Raw genomic sequence first — 19,730 nt, forward strand, 5'->3', positions numbered from 1 at the left:
TCACTCCTTTAGTCGAACTCTAAGAATCTTCTCACGGCATCCGTTTCCAATCGGATGAGCACTTCTTTTGCTTTCTTCTCGTCTTCATCCAGATCTCTGAAGCGACCGATCACGTTTTCGTTCAGACTTTCCAAGGAATCACCTCTGATCGCTTGAAAGCAAGAGACGTAAACCATGTCTCCTTTTTTAACCAAGACACCTCTCTGGATGGCGTAATAGATGGTTTCCTCTTCACTGGTGATGGTGAGAATGCCGGGTACAAGGCTCCAGGTGACATCGATGTGCTTGGGCAGGATCTGAAAGGATCCTCCGGCACCCGGAGCAGAAATCTTGGACACTTTCTGGTCCAGCAACGTCTTATTGGGCAGAATCAATCTGATCCGCACGATCTCCCATCCTTTCCTTGCGCTTCTCATCGGCCTCTTCGATTTTTCCGATCATATAGAGATCGCTCTCTTCGTAGTCCATGTACTCATCATCTAGAATTCTTCTGCATCCCTCCAGGGCATCCTCTAAAGCCACGAGCTTTCCAGCCATTCCGGTGAACTGCTCGGTTGTGAAAAAAGGTTGCGTCAGATAACGTTCCAGTCTCCTCGCGCGGTATACGGTATTCCGGTCATCCTTCGATAGTTCTTCGATTCCCAGCATGGCGATCATATCCTTAAGCTCTCCGTAGGTGGCGAGGGTCTTTTTGATTTCCCGCGCGATTTGATAATGCTCTTCCCCTACAATCTGCTTGTTCAGCATCTTGCTAGAAGAGTTCAAAGGATCTATAGCTGGGTAGAGTCCTTCGCTCGCCCGTTTTCTCGATAAGACGATCGAGGCGGATAGGTGCGAAAACGTATGGGTGGCCGACGGGTCGGTGAAATCATCTGCAGGTACGTAGACCGCCTGTATGGATGTGATCGCGTTCGATCGCGTGCTGGAGATCCGTTCTTCAAGTTCGGACAGTTCGCTGGCTAGCGTCGACTGATAGCCCACTCTCGATGGCATTTTGCCCATGAGTCCTGCAACCTCTGAACCCGCCTGAATGAATCGAAAGATGTTGTCGATGAGAAGCAGCACGTCTTTCTTCTCCACATCCCTGAGGTATTCGGACATCGTCAGGGCCGCATGGCCCACGCGAAATCTCGCTCCCGGCGGCTCATTCATCTGCGCGAAGATCAATGCCGCATTTTTCAGCACATCCACTTCCTTGACCTCACGGTACAGTTCTTCTGCTTCTCTCGATCGTTCCCCGATACCGCAGAAGACGCTGTATCCTTTCGTTTTTTTAGCCGTGTTATTGATCAGCTCGGTGATCAATACGGTTTTACCGACCCCCGCCCCACCAAATAGACCTGCCTTTTCTCCCTTCGCGAGAGGAGTGAGGATGTCGATCACCTTGATCCCCGTTAAAAAAATCTCGTTCGAAGCGCTCCTTTTCGAAAAGGGCAGCGGTTTTTGATGGATGGACTTCCGTGCGATTCCTTCAGGCAGGGTGGTCTCATCGAGGGTATTGCCAAACACGTCAAACATTTTCCCGAGAATCTCTTTGCCCACGGGAACCATAATAGGGCCCCCCGTATCCTCAATCGCATCTCCCCGTGAAATCCCCGCTGTAAAGGTGAGGGCGATGGCCCTGATCGTACGATCGTCTACATAAGAACTGACCTCTAGGATGATCTCACTTCTCTCACCCGCCACTAGCTTGTTCTTGAGGGCGGGTAGCCGATCTTCAAAGACGGCCTCAACAACGCTACCTCTTATGGATTTTATATAACCTCTGTTCAACTCTTCCATGATCACATCTCCTCACATATGATCGGGTGCCAACGCATCAAAAATACTAGCCATTTCTTCTATCAAACCATGAAAACGCACACGGATTATGACCTTACACTATTTACACTTTACCCGAAAGATTCCTGATGTAACTTTACCCTCTAAATCCCTCCCTGGTGGACTACCCATGATTTGCCCATTTTTTTCACTTGAAACAATCGGAAGAGCCTCTCTAAGACACAAAAAAAAGACGGGCTTTCGCCCGTCCAGTACAAATAAGAAAATGCGATTTCGCCCCTTACCCTTACTGGGTAAGTTCCGCCACGGCTTCGATTTCGATTCGGCATCCTTTGCTGAGTTCTCGGATCGGTACGATGGCTCTCGCCGGTTTGTGGTCGCCAAAAAACGCACTGTAGACGCCGTTAACCGTGTCCCAGTCCTCCGCCGTCAAGATGTAGACCCTGCACATGACGACCTGTTCCTTCGTACAACCGGCATCTTTGAGGACGCGCTCCATCTTGTCGAGGGCCATCTTGGCCTCGGCCTCTATACCACCGGCAACCGGTAGTCCTGTTTCCGGATCCGCCGAGGTTTGTCCCGATACGTATACGGTGTTTCCACTGATCATCGCTGGCACGTAGTGACCGCGCGCCGGTGCTCCTGTCACTGCTCTCATACGCTCATCTCCTTGAATTTTTCGAATTGGTCCATGCCGATATTGCCACCGGTGATGAACAAGACAACCTGATCTTCAGGTTGGAACCTGACCGCCCCCTGGAGGATGGCCCCGAGGGTGATACAGGAGGAGATCTCACCGAGTAGTTTCCCTTCGGTGAGGAAGAGCTTTGTTCCCCTCAGGATCTCTTCTTCCTCCACGGTAACGATCTCGTCGACGTGTTTCTTGACCACGGGAAAGTTAATCTCTCCGGGCCTAAGGGTCTGTAGGCCATCGGCCACAGACCGCGACTCCGGCGGCAGGAGGATCCGCTCGCCCGCGAGCAGGCTTTTGGTGTACCGCGGCACCACGGCGGGCTCCGCCCCGATCACACGGATCTCCGGGCGCGTGCCCTTGATTGCAGTAGCGATCCCGCCGATCAATCCTCCGCCCCCGATGGGCACGAGGATCGCGTCGAGATCGGGAAGCTCTTCCATGATCTCCAGTGCCGCGGTCCCTTGACCTGCCATGATCAGCGCATCGTCAAAGGGTGATACGAAATGCCACCCTCGTTCCTCGGCCAGGCCTCTGGCCACCTGCATCCGTTCGGCCGGCGAGCTGAAGATCACCTCTGCCCCGTAGGACCGTACACCGTCGACCTTAATCTGTGGTGCCGTCTCCGGGATCACGACGTGCACCTTAACACCCAGCTGCGCCCCGGCATAGGCCAGCGCCTTTCCGTGGTTACCCGATGAGGCGGTGACGACACCTCTCGAAAGCACATCTTCCGGCAAGGACATCAGGGCGTTTAGCGCACCGCGCACCTTAAAGGAATTGGTCTTTTGAAAGGACTCGAGCTTCGCATAGACCTTGCACCCGAGGTAAGCATCCAGATGGTGCAACCGGAGCAGCGGTGTCCGGTGGATGTGTGGATCGATTCTTTCTCTTGCCTTTCGGATCTCTTGAACGGTGATCATGGGTTGCCTCCTTCTGGTCATCCTTCTACTACTACTTTACCACGAATCGAGCAACATTTCATACGCAGAAAAAAAAGGAGCCGCTCGAATAAGAGCAACTCCATGGATCTTCCAACTAGTTTCTCAGACTGTGTATCGGAGCCGGGATCCGGCCGCCGCGTTCCACAAATGCTTTTGAAGAGGCGCCGTTCACCGGCATGATGGGCGCCCGACCAAGGAGGCCACCGAACTCCACTGACTCGCCAGCCTTCTTGCCGTGCACCGGTATAATCCTGACTGCGGTGGTCTTGTTATTGATCATACCGATGGCCGCTTCGTCAGCGATGATGGCCGAGATGGTTTCTGCAGGGGTCTCCCCAGGAATCGCGATCATATCGAGCCCCACGGAGCAAACGCAGGTCATGGCCTCGAGTTTATCGATGCTGAGCACACCTTTCTCCACGGCTTCGATCATTCCCTCGTCTTCACTGACGGGGATGAAGGCACCGCTGAGGCCGCCCACATGAGAGGACGCCATGGCCCCACCCTTCTTGACGGCATCGTTGAGCATGGCCAGGGCTGCCGTGGACCCATGGGTCCCGCAGGTCTCCAAACCGATCTCCTCCAGAATTCGGGCCACACTATCGCCGATCTCTGGCGTTGGGGCCAGGGAGAGGTCCACGATTCCGTAGGGCACCGCCAATCGTCTCGATGCCTCACGGGCCACTAGCTCTCCCATGCGGGTGATCTTGAAGGCCGCCCGTTTGATGGCCTCTGCCACCTCGTCGAAGCTCTTCCCCCTTACTTCCTCTAGGGCTACTTTCACCACGCCCGGTCCGCTGACGCCCACGTTAATCGTGGCGTCGGGTTCCCCCACCCCGTGGAAGGCGCCGGCCATAAAGGGATTGTCCTCCACAGCGTTGGCAAAGACCACGAGTTTGGCGCAGCCGATGCTCTCCTTATCCCTCGTGAGCATGGCAGTCTCTTTGATAATCTTACCCATCAGGGCAATGGCATCCATGTTCATACCCGCTCGAATGGTGGCTACGTTCACTGAACCACAGACGATTTCCGTCTCAGACAGAGCGCGGGGTAGGGCGTTCAAAAGGCGTAGATCGCCTTTGGTCATCCCCTTGTGCACGAGGGCGGAAAAACCCCCGATGAAGTTCACACCCACATCTCTCGCTGCACGGTCCATGGCATGGGCTAGATCCACTGTCACATCGGTATCGGAAGCCCCGGCGAGAAGTGCGATGGGTGTGACCGAGATCCGCTTGTGAATGATCGGTATGCCGAACTCCCGCTCGATGGCCTCCACCTCGGGTACTAAACGCTCGGCTACCCGTGTAATCTTATCGTAGACCTTTTCGACCATACGAGCGCCGTTGCTATCGGCGCAGTCGAGAAGGGAAATCCCAAGCGTGACCGTGCGGATATCGAGCTTCTGTTCGTTGAACATGTCCTGGGTGTCTAGAATCTGTCGCATTGTCAGCATAAAATCACCTATACCTGGTGCATAGCGGAGAAGATTTCCTCACGCTGCAAGCGGATCTCTGTCCCCAGCTCTTTTCCCACCGAGCCCAGTTGCCTCTGGAGCTCTTCGATGCTCACCTTGAGATCCGTCAGATCCACCACCATGACCATGGTAAATAGTCCCTGCATGATGGTTTGGTTGATGTCATCGATATTGGCGTTCTGCTCGTAAAGAGCCATCGACACCTTGGCGATTATACCCGGGCGATCCTTACCGATCACCGTGATCACTGCTTTCACTGCTTCCATCCCCTTCCCAAATTGTTACGCCACGCACAGGCAAGTCCGCAATGGGCGGACGGTTGTCTGTCGTTTGTCAATGCATCTATCATAACATAGAAAGGGTGTTTTTTGTGCTTACTTTCCCGGCAAACGCTTGCTTTCGATTGAAGCCTCCGATCTATGGATCAGTAGACCTTGCCGCTAGTACTCTCCTTGCTGGATCATGGCATCGGCCACGCGGATAAAGCTGGCGATGTTGGCGCCTGCGACCAGGTCGTAACCGAAACCATAGACTTCAGCTGCTTCCACGGTTTCCACGTGGATTTTTTCCATAATTTCCTTGAGCAGGGCGTCCACTGCTTCAAAGGACATCGGCTGGCGCATGGCGTTTTGCGTCATTTCCACGGCCGAGATCGCCACACCACCGGCGTTAGCCGCCTTAGCGGGCACAATGATCACATCATGCTCTTTCAAGTAAGCCAGGGCTTCGTTGGTCGTCGGCATATTCGCCCCTTCGGCGACGGCGATTACGCCCTTTGTCACGAGCTTCTCGGCGACCTCCAGGGTAATCTCATTCTGCGTTGCCGAGGGAAAGGCCACGTCACAAGGGATCTCCCAGATTTCCTTGGACACTTCGCTGTAAGTCGCCTGGGGACGGATCTCAAGGTAGCTTTTGATCCTGGCTTTCTTCACTTCCTTCAGCTCAATCATCGCGGTGACATCGATTCCCTCTGGATCGTGGATATAGCCGGAGGAATCGCTCATGGCGACCACCTTCATACCGAGCTCCATCGCTTTTTTCGCGGCGTAGCAGGCAACGTTTCCGGAACCGGAGATGACGGCAACTTTCCCCTTCATGGAAAGATTCAGATAGTCGAAGACCGCCTTGGTGAGGTAAAGGAGTCCGTAGCCCGTGGCCTCGGTTCGGACGTGGGAGCCGCCGTAGGTCAGGTGCTTGCCCGTGAGGACCCCATTGTCAAAACTACCGCGGATGCGGCGGTACTGGCCGTAGAGGTAGCCGATCTCCCGCGAGCCCACGCCGATATCCCCTGCAGGTACGTCGACGTCGGGTCCGATGTGCCGGTAGAGTTCGGTCATGAAACTCTGGCAGAAGCGCCGGATCTCACCGTCACTTTTTCCCTTGGGATCGAAATCTGCCCCTCCCTTACCCGCTCCGATGGGCCGACCGGTGAGGGTGTTCTTAAAGATCTGCTCGAATCCGAGGAACTTAAGGATGCTCAGGTTCACCGATGGGTGGAAGCGGAGGCCACCCTTGTAGGGACCGCGCGCTCCGTTGAACTGTACCCTGAACCCGCGGTTCACCTGGATGTTCCCCTCGTCATCGACCCAGGGCACGCGAAACATGATCGTGCGTTCTGGCTCCACCAGCCGGTCTAATATTCGCGCTGCTATGTAGTCCGGTCGCTTTTCGATTACCGGTTCAATCGAGTGAAAGACCTCTTCAACGGCCTGGATAAACTCCGGCTCCTGTGCATCTCTTTCTTTGATTCTAGCGAGTACTTCTTCTGTGTATGTCATGTGCTGTCCCCTCCTACAGGTCCCATGGTATGCTCGTTCCAGAGCAATCTTCATTTTCGTAGATTATTTATCAAGTTTATTGAATGTTTTTGAATGTGTCAATGGCAAACCCTAGAATATTCTGTATTTTTCAGTGTGCACTTTCAAAATTTATGCAAAGTGATTAAATCATTTCTTGAACAAAGGTGAGGAAAAGGTTTACCCTTCAATGTTCAGTTGGACTTCCCAAAATTGACCACTGAAATGAAGAAGCCACAAGCTGTGTACTTGAAAATCGGTCACAAAAAAAGCACTCATGGTGGAGTGCCTTCGAAAATAGTTGCCATTTCCCGATCATGCGTCCCAGTCCCTGCCCTCGGTGCAGAGTTCATCTAGATTCCCATCATCGAGAGCTGAGTCGCGGTTTCTATAGGGCACGGACCTAGCGCGTCCGGACTTATAAAGTGGACAAGATTTGGGCCCATAACAAAAGCTCTCAAAGCGATACTTCTTGATGTCGCGATCAAAATCCCACTGAATTTCCACATTGGACATGGTGGCCCAGTAACAGGAAAAGCACTTCCCCTTCCAGAGGTTCTTGCTTAGCATCCTGGCGCCCCTTCTCTCGTAGGTGGCCAGCTCCGGCAGTCGTCCGGTCCAGGGGGGTGTCCCACCGGAGGACGGCTCCCCCCTTTTGACCACCTTCATACTCCCCGCTCGGTAGAGATCCGCGTATTCTCTCGCAGGGAATTTTTTCGTCCAGGCCGTGCCCCTTGAGTTCATCATCGATCTGCAGATCCAGTTTCTGCAGCTGTTTTTCCGAGATGGCGACGGTAAATTCCTCTAGGTCGTTCTCGCTCTCACCGGTGAGAAACACGTTGTACCCTATATGATAATGGGTCCTGTTGTGCGTGATATACCGCCAGACCCTGGTCCGAGGTTGGATCGACCGGACCCTCCCCGACCATTTGACCTTGTAAGACACCTGTTCCCCGTAGCGACTCATCTCACATCTCTCCAATTCATTGCATCAGTCCTTTTGAACGGAGCCAATCTGCCACCAACTCTTTTTCAATCTGGTCTCGATAATCGAACCACTTTCTTTCGATCGCCGGGTACGCTCCAAGCAATCCTTCGATCCTTTTAACCGCTCCACGGCCATGCCCTAGGTGCTCCAATTTCTCTAGAAAGACCGGATCCTCTACACCACTGGCGAACCGTTGGAAGGTTCCCCAGTAATCTAGGTTTTTACTAGGGATAAAAATGTAAGCATCGTTGAAATCTAGATCCTCGAAGTCATCGGAATCCTTCTCTACCTCACGGATTTCTCCCGAAGGAACGTGTAAGAAAGACTCGTAACCAAACCGATCCCCCGAGAAGATGTGCAGGGCGATTTCTCCCAGATCATAGGCTTTTCCGTCCACCTGAAAGGTTCTCATCAGGAGATGGGCCATTACTTGGTCGGGTTCCACAACCCCACCGCGATCATCTTTGTAAAGACAAGTGTTCAAATGTTGACTAAGCTGGCGCTGAAAGAGTCCCTCCTCCTTGAAATCATCGAAGAAATATTTCAGCTCCAGGGCCGATCGATTGAGCACTCCCAGCTGCTGTCGCGTGCCACTTTTCGTGTAGATCGGCTCTCCCACACCTGCTATATAGGGAGCGATGAGATCTTCGGCGATACGACAATCGCTGAGTGCGGTGGTGAGGGTCTCTCTGATGATCTCGTCCAACCGGTTCATCTCTTTTTTTCTGACACCTTGAACTACTCGGCACTGAAGTGCCAAGATTCCTAGGAAAACCGCCCTAGCGGGCAGTTGTTTACTAGGCTAGCCCCGTGGTCCCCACGGTTAGAAGCCGTAAGGCTTCAGTTTTAAGATTCATGCTTGCGTTGATGTCTCTGTCGTGAGTGGTGCCACATTCAGGGCATGCCCACGTTCTCACGGAGAGATCCTTAACGGCTTTGTTTCTGTATCCGCATGATGAACAGAGCTGGCTTGAAGGGTAGTTCCGAGCAACTTTTACTACGGTTTTTCCATACCAGTCTGCTTTGTACTCAAGCAATTCGCGGAAAAGTCCCCAGCTTGCCTCGGAGATTGCCTTCGAAAGCTTTTTGTTTTTCACCATGCCTTTTACGTGAAGATCTTCTAGCCCGATCACGTCGTGGTTTTTGACGATATCGGTAGAAAGTTTGTGCAGATAGTCTTCGCGTTTGTTCTTGATTTTCTCATGAAGAAGAGAAACCTTTCGCTTTTGCTTCTGATAATTCTTCGCCTCGGACAGTTTTCGCCCCTCTTTTTTCGCCCTTTCTTTTCTGCGAGAAAGAATGCGCTGTTCTTTAGCTAGTTTTTTCTCTAGCGAGCGGAAGAAGTTGGGGTTGTCGTAGACCGTTCCATCGGAAAGAATAGCGAAATCTTTCAGTCCGAGGTCGATCCCAACAGAAGAACCCGTCTTTTTTAAAGGCTCAATGTCGACTTCGCAAAGAATCGAAACAAAATGCTTGTTCGCAGCATTTCGACGGATGGTAGCATTGATAATTCGACCTTCAACCTCGCGACTTTTGGCAAACTTCACCCAACCTAGTTTCGGGAGTTTGAGGCGATTGCCTTTGACTTCGATATTGTTGTGGGAGAATTTCGTTTTGTAGGACTGGACGGGGTTTTTCTTGCTCTTGAAACGAGGATGTTTTGATTCCCCTTTGAAAAACCGCGTGTAGGCATCTTGAAGGTTTTCAATGGATGCTTGAAGAGCGATGGCATCGGGTTCCTTTAGCCAAGGTAGTTCTTTCTTGAGGGAAGGCAGTTGACCTGAGCAAATAGTCTTAGTTAGCCCTTTGCCGGTGGTTTTGTAGGCAGTTTCCCACTCGTGAAGGAAGTGATTGAAGATGTATCGACTACAGCCGATTGTCTTTGCGATCTGCTCCTTTTGAGCGTTGTCAGGATAGATTCTGAACTTGTACGCCTTATGTTTTAACAAAAAACCACCTCCGCTCTAGAAGAAAATATGTTCATAAACAGTTTATCAAAAGTACAAGGTCAAAGTCCAGCGATTCACCCCTCAACTGAAGTAGAGGGCACTCTCGCTGTGGTGTCGTAGAGAAGCCTTCGAGAAGGGCAGCACGCTGCTCGAACCCTTCTGCCACAGGGGTCACGTAGAGGTCCAACATGTCGAAACGGTCGAAGAGGCGGAAGACTTTCCCCGCCGACGCCTTGTATCCAATATCGATGAAATCCAGGTCAAAGGTAGCCCTCTCCAGATAACCTCCCAGTATACATGCGGAACCACCGAGCAAATAAATCGGTGGACACGCGATACGTTTGAATGTCGCGAAATCGTCGGCATCCTTCAATAGTTCTCGCAACAACTCTTTGCCCTTTCGTTCCATGGCCACCCCACCCTTCATGTAAAGATCGTTTCCTCTATCGATTATACCACACACACAAATGAGTTGAACTCGCATGAACCGCCATCCGTCAACATCTCTCGCCCCTAAAACCATGAATGTGGTTCCATCCCAGTGGATAATCGTGTATCATAGTTACATAATAGAGGAGGGGGTTATCATGGCGAAAAAAGCTCATTTTTGCGTGCACTGCGGCAAACCCGTTGGGGCGAAAGACCGGTTCTGCCAGCACTGCGGAAAGCCGGTGCAGGAGATTGAAACCAGCGCACCTCAGGCGGTTGTACAGACAAAAGTAGAACCACAAAACCCTTTGAAGAAGGAAGCGCCCATACATAAAAATGAAAAAGAGACGGAGAAACCGAGAAAACGGCGGAGCATTTCTAAGGAGCTTCTTTTCTTTCTCTTGGTCTTCGGCCTGCTCTTCGTCTTCAGAGCCCACCTGCTGGTCCCACTCACGGGCATGTTGCTCGTGACCGTGGGCTGGACGCTCTACGGGCTGATTCTGCCGAAAAAAGCCCTTTTCTGGAAGGAACTCGGGAAGCGTAACCGCGGACGGGTCTTTCTCAGGGGCCTGATCAGTTCTGTGCTGATCTTCGCGATGCTCGTGATGAGCATCGCCTCACCAGTGGGCTTCGACACGCAGCGGGTTGCCGCGATGGCCTCGGATGAAGAGCAGCTCTTATCCACGGAGATCGGGGTGAGCGTGAAGCTACCGGCCTTCACCCTAACGGAAGAGGAGGAGCTGGTGATCGCGCCATCGTCAGAGGCACCCGAGGTCGATGGTGAGATCACCAAGGTACACGGCACCTACGACATCACCCTGGGCGATCACCACAGCTTCGACGGCTTTCTGGAGATCGATATTCCCTACAATCCCTCCGAGGTAGAAGGCGGAACGCCCGAAGAGATGCTGGAGGCCAAGTACCTCGACGAAAGTACCGGTACTTGGAAACCCGTCATCACCGAGGTCCACGATGGTTACGTCCGACTCTACCTGGACCACCTGACCAAGATCACCCTGGTGGAGACCTCAGTGAGAAAAGTGAGGCCCACGCTTTTTGCCGACGAGTCACCTGAAATCCAGGCGCTGACAAAACAGGCTGCGAACAGCACCAACATGGAAGATCTCGAACGGCTGGGTTGGAGCCGGGCCATGAACCTGTACGGCTTTACCGGTAGCGGGGTAACCATCTCCGATGAGGTCCTGAAATTCTCCGGCATGGGAAATACCGGAGACCTGATGAAGGGACTGGGTGTCGTCACCACTCTGACCCAGGTAATGGTCGAGATTAACGACGGCGACTACGAATCGGCCACCTTCAACTCGATCAAGGGCTTCATGAACTATGCCATCGCCCAGTGGGGCAGCGCCGCGCTCAATGTGGCCGGTGTCGGGATCTTTTTCATCGACTACTCCCTGAATGCCCTGGGTTCCGAAGCCCAGGCCCTGCGGGAAAGTATGCTGGAAGACATCTACCGGACCTACTACCAGCGGAATTACCGCCGGCCCAGGGAATGGTACAACGTCATGTGGCAGATCGCCAACACCTCCACCAGCCAAGAGGAAATGAAAAACCGCATGGAAGCCGAGATCGATGCCTATACTTCCCTCATCTGGAATGACGAGGGCGCTGTGGCCGAGCTCCAGGCAGAGCTCCAGGGTCACGGCTGGGCCTTTGAGGCCGGTTTCACAGAGGAAAAGAAACAGCAGCTCGAGCGGGCTCACCGCGAGATGCTGATCGCCACCCTGCAGCCGGTGATCACCACCGTGGAGAAGAATCTGCGCAATCAGTTCATCAAGCAGAAGGTCGCCGCTGAGCACCGTGCCCTGAACTACTTAGAAGGACACCTGGAGATTACCGTAGCCCTATCCGGCGGTACACCGGACGCCATGATCAAGTCGGAACTGCTTGACGGTGACAACGTCGTCTCCATCGCCGAGCCCTATGCACTGGAGAATCCCTACACGGGCAACGATGTGGCTTACTTCAGCATGCGCCGCGGCGATTTCATCGCCCTGGGCATGCCGGACCGGGTGCGGATCACGCAAGTGCCACCGGAGGGTGAAAGCACCACCCTCACCCACGCCATCGAGTTCCGCCAGGGATGGGATGGTGTGGCGCGCTTCTCCCTCGAGGCTCCGATGCTTCCCGAGGAAGAAGAGTATGTTGAAGAAGAGGAGTTCATCGAAGAAAATCAAGGGCTGGAGGAGAATACCGGGACCGTGGCTTCTAATGATGGTCCGGGAGAAAACAATCTGGCAATACTTTCTCGCGAAGACCGTCTGTCGAATGCCCTCCAGCTTTTTTTCAAGGAAATCGAACCCTTTATGGGGCGCCAGGACAGCGAAGCGTTACAGGCGCTTCAGGCATCCTACGACCGTTTCATATCCTCGGTACAAAATGACGTGAACATGGCTGGGACATCAGGAAACTGGCAGGAGGACTTCCTCTACATCGATGGAGGCTGGGAAGAGAACGGTGAACGTGTAGCTTCTCAGGTGGTCATCGCTCTTTATGAGGCGAGTAACGCTGGAGGAGAAACTGTAGAAGAAGACATTTCTGAAGATGAATACGTTTCAGATAGTTACAACGAGCCAGATTTCTCCGGTCTTACACAAGCACAATACGATGCGATGTCACCGTCAGATCGTGCCTTCGTGGATTACGTTCGCGCTAAGCAACTTTGGGAGTCTCTTCCGGAAGGTGGGGACAAAGACAAAGCGTACAACCAGATGAATGTGAATTACCGCATCTACCAAGAGGCACTAATCAATAGCCAGTAAGTGATCCGGTAAGAGGGTGAATCGAGTAATTCTCTATACCCCCCACACTATCGTTCACTATACATCGGTTCCACAGATTTATGCTCTTACAGTTATGCAGCAATCAGAAAAGAACAGAGATCCAACTTCTCTTAGTCTGTCATTTACGATACTGCAGCTTAAGATTTGGCTACCGGTTGCTTGCCTGTGGCCTTTTCTCATTTTGGAATATTCTAGCTCTGAGAGTACCACTGTCATCGGTGATTTTTTACAACCGTCTGAGATTTGCCGCCGGCCTTCTTCAGATTCCACGTCATCTGTGACATGCTTGCTTTGATCTGTGCACTGCCCACTACCAGGATGTGCTCGAGACTTTCCCCCGTTAGCTTGCCCCATATCGGGCGCTCCACATAGAAAAGGCCCCCGAAATTCGGGGGCCTTTCTCATGTACATCAGGTGATTATTCTTGAACGATAACTTCGAGAGTGCCGTACTCAGAGGGAGAGGTAGATCTGTAGTAACCTGCAACTGAAATGACATAAGCACCAGGTTCTCGTGGCGTAAACAATGCAATCCTTGGTGTGTAGCGATCATCAGTATTTTCATCAGATTGAATTGGAACAGGCGAACCAAAGAAAAGCGATGCGATTTCCTCTTCTGAATAGAAATCTAACAGCTCGGTGTACTCAATCATATAGTTCATTCTATCATCACGTTCCCCGTTGATTGTTTGGTAACAATCCCACATTTCCTTGTGAAGGTCGTCATATGGATCGGGGACGAGGAACACCATGGGAACGACATTCCCAACAGATACTTCTCCTTCATGTAACAACTGGATTTCACCGAACACGTCCTCATTTGAAAAGGAGTCTGTTAGCTGAAAACCCATGTAGGTTGCAATACCTATTGCGACGATTAGAATTGTCATGACCACTCGATGCGAGTGCTTGTTCATATCCTTCATGGTTTCACACATCTCCTTTCAAACCCTATCACAGACTAGATGTGTTGATCGACCAGGATCGGGTTACCGTCGGGATCTACCATGACGAAGCTACCCGGTCCTTTTTCTTCCTCGAGGGACTCCTGTTCGGTCTCAATGCCACTTGCCTTGATCTTCTCGTGAAGGGCACGAACATCTTCGAAGGCTTGCAGTTCGCTCGCCTCTTGGTCCCAACCGGGATTAAAGGTCAGGATATTCTTCTCGAACATCCCCTGGAACAGACCGACGATGGCATCGCCGTTTTTCATGATCACGTAGTCATGCTCCATGTCCCCGCCGATCATCTCGAAACCTAATTTCTCGTAAAAGGTCCTGGAGACCTTAAGATCCTTAACCGAAAGGCTGATTGAAAATGCGCCTAGTTGCATGGTTACCTCCCATCATCACTTGCCGCGTTTCAGACCGACTATGACGCTATCTTGACATGCAGGGGCAGATCACTCTTTTAGCTGGAACAGAATATCCGTCTGGAGTTTTTCCGGTTCTACTTCGTCGGGGTCATTCAGGTAGAATTCATAAGCAACGCCCGTCCCGTCTTGGCCCGTCTCTTGCATCCAGGCCATCAACGCGCCATAGGCCTGATCCAACTGATCGTAAGGACCAGAGTGGATCGTTTCAGCGTATCTGCCGGCCGGGATGCTGGTCATTTTGATCGACTCTGTCTCGGGGACCTCTCCATCGACGGGAAAACCGATTTCCACGTCCAGATCCTCCATGTCCATGTTAAAGTAACCGATATAGGGCACGCCGCTCGGGAACTTGCCGACGCTTCCCAGGTGCTCCATGATCTTACCGTAGACCCTCCCGATCGTATCGGGCAGCTCGGTAACTGCACACCGCGTTCGAACCGAAATGGTCCTTTGCTCTTCGATTGTCGTCTCTTTGCATGTGTACCCCATAGCAACCTTCCTTCCTCTTGAACTCCCCCAGAACTGAGAAGTTCTCCGTTGATCATCAGTACTACCATGATACCCGCCGGTTCTCACGCTAAGCAGAGGGAGATCTTAAGAATCATAAGCAATCGAAAGAAACGAGCCGAAAGGACCGCTTCTTCAATACTGTAGAGAAACGAAAACGAAACTGTTCGCGACCAGTCCTATTTGGCCTTCGCTTCATCATACCTTTTCGATCAAAGTCCCGATCTGAAAGAGCCGGTCCTCTTCCCCGGGCCTTGCGGTGATGGCAATGCCGTAGGGCTCGCCATCCTCCCGGCATCCGCCGGGCACCACCAGGCTCGGATAGCCGCAGGCCGCATAGATATTCGATAGCTGGCTGTTGATCCCCAGGCAGACGCCGCCACCGGCCAGGATGTCGTCCAGGATCCCCTTGGCGCGGTCGGCCATGACCTTGGCCAATCGGTCCACCTCTCCGCCTGAAAGCTTAGGGTCGAGGGCTTGCTCGAGCAGATCCATACCGTAGGGAGCCATATGCGCTGCATCGGTTCGATAGGCATTGACGATGGACTCAAAATCCAGAGCCACCGGTCCATCGATTTGATCGGTGAAAAACGCATTCACGTCCGCGGCAAAATCCCCCTCGAGCACAGGAGATAGGGAGATGCTGTAGGCACTTTCCGGGAAAGGTTTTCGTTCGATGGCTATGCCTTGGTCCTGGAGAAATGACGCCGCCTGTTCGATCAGCTCCGGGTCGGACCCGCGTCCCCACTCCTCAGCGGGCGGATCGAAGACCACAACCTTCGTTCCCTCCAACCTCTCGAAAGGGCCTGAGATGACCTCGGCGAAGGACCTGGCATCGCTGACGTCCTTGGCCATGGGGCCCGGTGTGTCCAGGTGGTGGCTGATGGGAAGGATCCCTTCTGCCGGCCAGGTCCCACGGGCGGGATAGAACCCCACCACACCATTTTGACCGGCCGGATACAGAATTGAGCCGTTGGTTTCCGTGCCGATGCCCAGCGGTGCCAGACCCAGCGCCAGGGCCACGGCCGTGCCCGTGCTCGATCCGCCGGCCTCGTAGGATCCGGTGGCGTGCATGGTCTGACCACCCATGCTGGAAAAACCGCAGACGCCATCGGTGCTCATGTAAAAGGCCCATTCGGACAGATTGGTCTTGGCCAGCACATAGGCGCCTGACGTCTCAATTTTCTCGACCAAGGGACTTTTCTTCACCGGCAGGTCCTTGAGCAGGACGGACCCTGCCGTGGTGGGCAGTTCTTTCCCCGTACCGATGTTGTCCTTGACCACGATGGGCAGGCCGTGGAGGGGCCCCCTTTCCCCTTTCTGCTGGTCCGCTTCTCTTGCTCTACTCAGAGCATCCGGGGCAAGGCGGATCAGACTACGATGGATATTCTTCTCCGACCGAATCCGGGAGAGATAGTACAGACAGAGGGTTTCATAGGTCAGGTGACCGTCCGCTATTGCCCTTTGCATCGAATCGATGGATTTTCCCTCCACCCAAGGGCCCACGGTCTCCGGCTCAAAGGACGCCAGTGCTGTTTCAAAGGGAGTGAAATCCAAAGGAAGTGCTTCAACCGGATCTCGGTTCAACTTTTGTTTCTCCACCTGCTCCTTTACAAAGCGATCGAATGATGTATCCATGTCACACGCCCCTCTCTCCTGATCCAAAAGCCACCAAATTACCATTCTCCTATTCTTTACCCCAAACACCCGAAAAAAGCACAGAAAAAATCCCTGTGTTAAAGCGGAGGTGCAAACTGTCGCTTGCAGAATAGAAATCGGTCGGCTATAACCTTATAACCGCAATGACTCGGCGCCCTTTTCCTTTTACTAGAGCTTTTCCCGAGCGACATCTCCCTTGGGGTCCTCCGATCCCTCGTAGCCTTTCCTCAGGTGGCTTATGGTCACCAGCAGGTAGATTCTGGAGGCAATCCCCAGGATGGCGGAGAAAAAAATGACCCCCCGATGGCCGAAGGTCAGTGCGCCGATGATCAGAATCAGGGAAGCGCCCATCAGAATGACATAGGTTCGATTCTTCTTGATCAGGGTCTCGGCTTCTTCTGCACGATCATTTCTTAGACGCTACTATCAACTTGAAGTGAACTTTTTTCGACCATTTATAAAATGTGGTTGCGCACACAACGCCGTAGGTTGTATAATTATCATATGCGTTGTGCGCACAACTTTCAACAACAGAAACAGGAGGATCACATGACTCATGCACCTGAGCAAATTGGAGACTTAGTCGTAGCAGTATACAAAGAGATCAAATCAAAAGTCGAGAAAGAACTCAAACCCTTTGGAATCGGAATGGGACAACTGCACGTTTTGATGCTTTTCTATGCACATGACAATAGTAGTTTCTCACAGAAAGAACTCGTAAAGCTACTGGACATAGATAAAGGAAACATCAGTAGAAATGTTAAGAAACTAGTGGAAAAAAATTATTTAGAACAAGTCTCTGAACACTCAAAACAATATCAACTCTCCGCTCAAGGAAGACTCGTTAAGAGTGAAGTAATGACTGCCTTTATTGCGCTTCATCATGCTATGACATCAGGAGTAGATCAAGATGAACTAGAACTAACCGTTTTGACTTTGTCGAAGATTTCTAAGAACCTGCAGGCTCTCTAATGAGAGTCGCAATTGTTTATTTCAGCGGAACCGGAAACACCAAGAACATTGGATTCGGTTACAAGAAACATTTAGAAAACATGGGGCATGTTGTTGACATCTCATCTATAGAGAACATTGCCTATTTTGAAGATCACGATGTTCTCATAGTCGGTGGTGCAATTTATGCAGGTACTATGCCCCATAAGCTCATCTAATGGTTCAACTTCTGCGGAAGTTCAAAGAAAAGAAATTTTACAGGCGTTGCATCCTTTGCACACGTTTTATCCACAACTGTCCAGCAAATGCCATTGCGTACAAAGGGAAAAGAATCACGCCCCACAGAGTTCATCATAACTTGGAGCTTTAAGATCAGGAGGTAATAGGATGAAAAGAAAAAACTTAACCGCCCTCGCCATCGGTTTAATCGCGGGGTTAATCGACTTGATCCCACTATTGATAGTTGGTGTTCCACTTCTCAATATGCTATCGATCATGGCATTTTGGATTATCACTAGCTTTTTCATTGCCCATGTTACGCTGCTTAAGAACGCTATGCTCAACGGTTTGGTGCTGTCAACTTTTAACATGCTACCACTGGTCATGGTTATCTATACAATCAATCCTAAGGACTTTCTTCCCATGCTTTCAATGGCCCTGGTTCTTGGTCCCTTTGTCGGGTATCTAGACGGTCGTCTGAACCCATGAAAAGAACAACGTCCGCACACTCACGACTGAAGTCAGGAGTGTGCGGACGTTCATTCATCAATAGCTTGAAGAAACTAATCCTAGCAAAACTTCCTCGAGGGAAAGGGCTGACAACGACCTTCGTTTAAAAGTCGCCGATCTGTAGCCCTCTCCACTCTATACCTTTTCAGGGCTTGAGATCGAGCGTGATTCCCTTGCTTTCACTTGGTCCTTCCCTGAGCGACATGCCTCTCAAGCGTCTCCTGCCCTTCGCTCACCTTCCTAAGATAACTCATCGTGACCAACAGGTAGATTCTCGAGCCAATCCCTAAGATGGCCGCAATGATGCTCGCAGCACGATGACCGAAGGTCAACGAGATTACAAGGAAGACCAGGGACAGGCCTATCAGGACCAGGTAGGTCCTATCCTTTACAATCAATACCTCTGCTTGTTCCAAGTATTGGTCCCTCTTAAGCACTTCAACAGAAAGATCCAAGATCCCATGAAAGACCACAAGTTCTGCGATCATGACGATCAGTGGCAAGAACAGAAGGATCGGCTGATGTCCAAGTTCACCGTAACCCGCGAGGGACAAGATTGCGCCCCCTAGGCTCAAGAGCACGAGTACCAGCGATTTCTTTCTGATGACTGCATACTCCTGTTCCTCTAGGCTCTCCTCAAACCTAGAAAGGCCGCTCATGACCATGAGCCATCCCACGAAAGCCGGCAAAATCCTCAGAGGCCCAACCGAGATGTTAAAAGTCGCTACAAGAATTCCCCAAAAAATGCGTCTGTATCCTTCGGCCATTAGTATACCCCCTGTTCTTTCAGATATTGGTAGAGTCGATAGAAATCGTAATTGTGGTACAGGCTGTTGAGGTTATAGACCCGCTGGGCGTAATCCCTACCCTGTTCATCGACAAGGGTGATCAGCGGTTGAACATCGAAGAGGATGTACGCTTCGCTCGACTCCTCAGTCGGTGGGATCTTTGCGGTCAGCCGCAGTCTGTCTCCCTTCTCGAGCCGCATGCCGCCGGCTACTTCTGCGGGTCGACCGTTTACCTCCAGGTGGATTCGATCGGCCATCTGAGAGAAGAGAGTCCCTTCGATCGATCGCAGTTGCAGATTCTCCTCTACCTTGTACAGAGTCTCACTCGTTCCGTCGGAGGATCCGGAGGATGACCGATGGTCGAGCGGTGCATGGTGTGCCTCCCGCAGGTAGAGGTGAATGCTTCCGAGGTCAGCCCTCATCTGGCTCCCATCGTTGAACTGGATAAGAGCCTTTGAAAGCTGGATGCCATCGATCGTTGCAGTGTCGGGTGCGCCCACGAGCTCGCAGTGCACCGTATGCACGCGGTAGCGGCCGTAAACCTCCCCGCTCTCCTGGGGCTCGGCGTTCCAAGAAAAGACGTCGCTTCCCGGGTATTTCGTCGCGTGGATCTGTATGTCCGGTTGATCGTCGAAGACCACGGCCGTCACCCTTCGCGTGTCCTGGCTGTTGCTGATGTACTGCAGTCGGAAGGAGGTCCTCTGCCCCTGGATCAAGTCCCGTGGAACACCTAGATCGTAGTAGTGGGAGAAGAACACGGGCTCATCCAAGGTCAAGGTCATCACCACGGCGATGCCCGAGACCATCAGGACCCCCACGATGATGAGGATTGTTTTGAAAAGTTTCTGGTTGATCGTCATCTGCG

22 protein-coding genes are annotated in these 19,730 nt (G+C 52.1%); 4 read left to right on the forward strand and 18 right to left on the reverse strand.

The features are described from left to right. Window positions 1-8: 8 nt before the first annotated feature. The 11 genes from ACULM0_RS03770 to ACULM0_RS03820 all read right to left on the reverse strand — a co-directional run bounded on the left by ACULM0_RS03770 (window position 9) and on the right by ACULM0_RS03820 (window position 10,033). Window positions 9-386, reverse strand: a complete 378-nt coding sequence (locus ACULM0_RS03770; protein ID WP_463679134.1) for a F0F1 ATP synthase subunit epsilon — start codon at window positions 384-386, stop codon at window positions 9-11. Then, window positions 358-1,782, reverse strand: coding sequence for a F0F1 ATP synthase subunit beta (atpD, locus tag ACULM0_RS03775; RefSeq protein WP_463679135.1), 1,425 nt, complete (start codon window positions 1,780-1,782; stop codon window positions 358-360). Before atpD ends, ACULM0_RS03770 begins: the two co-directional genes overlap by 29 nt. 286 nt (window positions 1,783-2,068) lie before the next feature. Next, window positions 2,069-2,440, reverse strand: coding sequence for a RidA family protein (locus ACULM0_RS03780; RefSeq protein ID WP_463679136.1), 372 nt, complete (start codon window positions 2,438-2,440; stop codon window positions 2,069-2,071). Then, the gene (locus ACULM0_RS03785; RefSeq protein ID WP_463679137.1) at window positions 2,437-3,396 is read right to left on the reverse strand and encodes a threonine ammonia-lyase; all 960 of its coding nucleotides are present in this window, start codon (window positions 3,394-3,396) and stop codon (window positions 2,437-2,439) included. Before ACULM0_RS03785 ends, ACULM0_RS03780 begins: the two co-directional genes overlap by 4 nt. A 115-nt stretch (window positions 3,397-3,511) precedes the next feature. Further along, window positions 3,512-4,870 carry a DUF711 family protein gene (locus tag ACULM0_RS03790; RefSeq protein ID WP_463679138.1) on the reverse strand — a complete coding sequence of 453 codons (1,359 nt, stop codon included), beginning with the start codon at window positions 4,868-4,870 and terminating at the stop codon, window positions 3,512-3,514. Between the two features lie 8 nt (window positions 4,871-4,878). After that, window positions 4,879-5,148 carry an ACT domain-containing protein gene (locus ACULM0_RS03795; protein WP_463679139.1) on the reverse strand — a complete coding sequence of 90 codons (270 nt, stop codon included), beginning with the start codon at window positions 5,146-5,148 and terminating at the stop codon, window positions 4,879-4,881. A gap of 183 nt (window positions 5,149-5,331) precedes the next feature. Further along, window positions 5,332-6,669, reverse strand: coding sequence for an NADP-specific glutamate dehydrogenase (gene gdhA / locus ACULM0_RS03800; protein ID WP_463679140.1), 1,338 nt, complete (start codon window positions 6,667-6,669; stop codon window positions 5,332-5,334). A 502-nt stretch (window positions 6,670-7,171) separates the two neighbouring features. Then, complete coding sequence (locus tag ACULM0_RS03805) at window positions 7,172-7,654, reverse strand: hypothetical protein (RefSeq protein WP_463679141.1); 483 nt, start codon at window positions 7,652-7,654, stop codon at window positions 7,172-7,174. A gap of 16 nt (window positions 7,655-7,670) precedes the next feature. Beyond that, window positions 7,671-8,435, reverse strand: a complete 765-nt coding sequence (locus ACULM0_RS03810; RefSeq protein WP_463679142.1) for a DUF6933 domain-containing protein — start codon at window positions 8,433-8,435, stop codon at window positions 7,671-7,673. 37 nt (window positions 8,436-8,472) lie between these two features. Then, on the reverse strand, window positions 8,473-9,624 hold the full coding sequence (tnpB, locus tag ACULM0_RS03815; RefSeq protein ID WP_463679143.1) for an IS200/IS605 family element RNA-guided endonuclease TnpB: 1,152 nt from the start codon (window positions 9,622-9,624) through the stop codon (window positions 8,473-8,475). 31 nt (window positions 9,625-9,655) lie between these two features. Beyond that, window positions 9,656-10,033, reverse strand: a complete 378-nt coding sequence (locus ACULM0_RS03820) for a hypothetical protein (protein ID WP_463679144.1) — start codon at window positions 10,031-10,033, stop codon at window positions 9,656-9,658. Between the two features lie 178 nt (window positions 10,034-10,211). Here ACULM0_RS03820 and ACULM0_RS03825 point away from each other — a divergent pair, with 178 nt between their 5' ends. Continuing rightward, the gene (locus ACULM0_RS03825; RefSeq protein ID WP_463679145.1) at window positions 10,212-12,836 is read left to right on the forward strand and encodes a zinc-ribbon domain-containing protein; all 2,625 of its coding nucleotides are present in this window, start codon (window positions 10,212-10,214) and stop codon (window positions 12,834-12,836) included. Between the two features lie 439 nt (window positions 12,837-13,275). On the opposite strand, the gene ACULM0_RS03830 is transcribed toward ACULM0_RS03825, so the two are convergent. The 5 genes from ACULM0_RS03830 to ACULM0_RS03850 form a co-directional block, all read right to left on the reverse strand. Further along, a complete protein-coding gene (locus ACULM0_RS03830) occupies window positions 13,276-13,782 on the reverse strand; it encodes a hypothetical protein (RefSeq protein ID WP_463679146.1) in 507 nt (168 codons plus the stop codon). Window positions 13,783-13,817: 35 nt separating this feature from the next. Beyond that, on the reverse strand, window positions 13,818-14,189 hold the full coding sequence (locus ACULM0_RS03835; RefSeq protein WP_463679147.1) for a VOC family protein: 372 nt from the start codon (window positions 14,187-14,189) through the stop codon (window positions 13,818-13,820). 69 nt (window positions 14,190-14,258) lie between these two features. Next, window positions 14,259-14,720, reverse strand: coding sequence for a GyrI-like domain-containing protein (locus ACULM0_RS03840; RefSeq protein WP_463679148.1), 462 nt, complete (start codon window positions 14,718-14,720; stop codon window positions 14,259-14,261). A gap of 216 nt (window positions 14,721-14,936) precedes the next feature. Beyond that, complete coding sequence (locus ACULM0_RS03845) at window positions 14,937-16,376, reverse strand: amidase family protein (protein ID WP_463679149.1); 1,440 nt, start codon at window positions 16,374-16,376, stop codon at window positions 14,937-14,939. Between the two features lie 189 nt (window positions 16,377-16,565). Further along, window positions 16,566-16,748: a hypothetical protein gene (locus ACULM0_RS03850; RefSeq protein WP_463679150.1), complete on the reverse strand. Its 183-nt coding sequence runs from the start codon at window positions 16,746-16,748 to the stop codon at window positions 16,566-16,568. A 198-nt stretch (window positions 16,749-16,946) separates the two neighbouring features. Here ACULM0_RS03850 and ACULM0_RS03855 point away from each other — a divergent pair, with 198 nt between their 5' ends. From ACULM0_RS03855 to ACULM0_RS03865, 3 genes are all read left to right on the forward strand, one after another. Beyond that, entirely contained in the window at window positions 16,947-17,369 is a 423-nt protein-coding gene (locus ACULM0_RS03855) for a MarR family winged helix-turn-helix transcriptional regulator (protein WP_463679151.1), read from the forward strand. Further along, window positions 17,369-17,566 carry a flavodoxin family protein gene (locus ACULM0_RS03860; protein ID WP_463679152.1) on the forward strand — a complete coding sequence of 66 codons (198 nt, stop codon included), beginning with the start codon at window positions 17,369-17,371 and terminating at the stop codon, window positions 17,564-17,566. Before ACULM0_RS03855 ends, ACULM0_RS03860 begins: the two co-directional genes overlap by 1 nt. Window positions 17,567-17,735: 169 nt before the next feature. Beyond that, the gene (locus ACULM0_RS03865; RefSeq protein WP_463679153.1) at window positions 17,736-18,056 is read left to right on the forward strand and encodes a hypothetical protein; all 321 of its coding nucleotides are present in this window, start codon (window positions 17,736-17,738) and stop codon (window positions 18,054-18,056) included. Between the two features lie 200 nt (window positions 18,057-18,256). Here ACULM0_RS03865 and ACULM0_RS03870 read toward each other — a convergent pair whose 3' ends face one another. Further along, entirely contained in the window at window positions 18,257-18,844 is a 588-nt protein-coding gene (locus tag ACULM0_RS03870) for a hypothetical protein (RefSeq protein WP_463679154.1), read from the reverse strand. After that, window positions 18,844-19,725, reverse strand: coding sequence for a hypothetical protein (locus ACULM0_RS03875; protein WP_463679155.1), 882 nt, complete (start codon window positions 19,723-19,725; stop codon window positions 18,844-18,846). The genes ACULM0_RS03870 and ACULM0_RS03875 overlap by 1 nt, the downstream gene beginning before the upstream one ends. Window positions 19,726-19,730 lie beyond the last annotated feature (5 nt).

It is taken from the genome of Halotolerantifilum yawarlongkerapense (genome assembly GCF_054506745.1).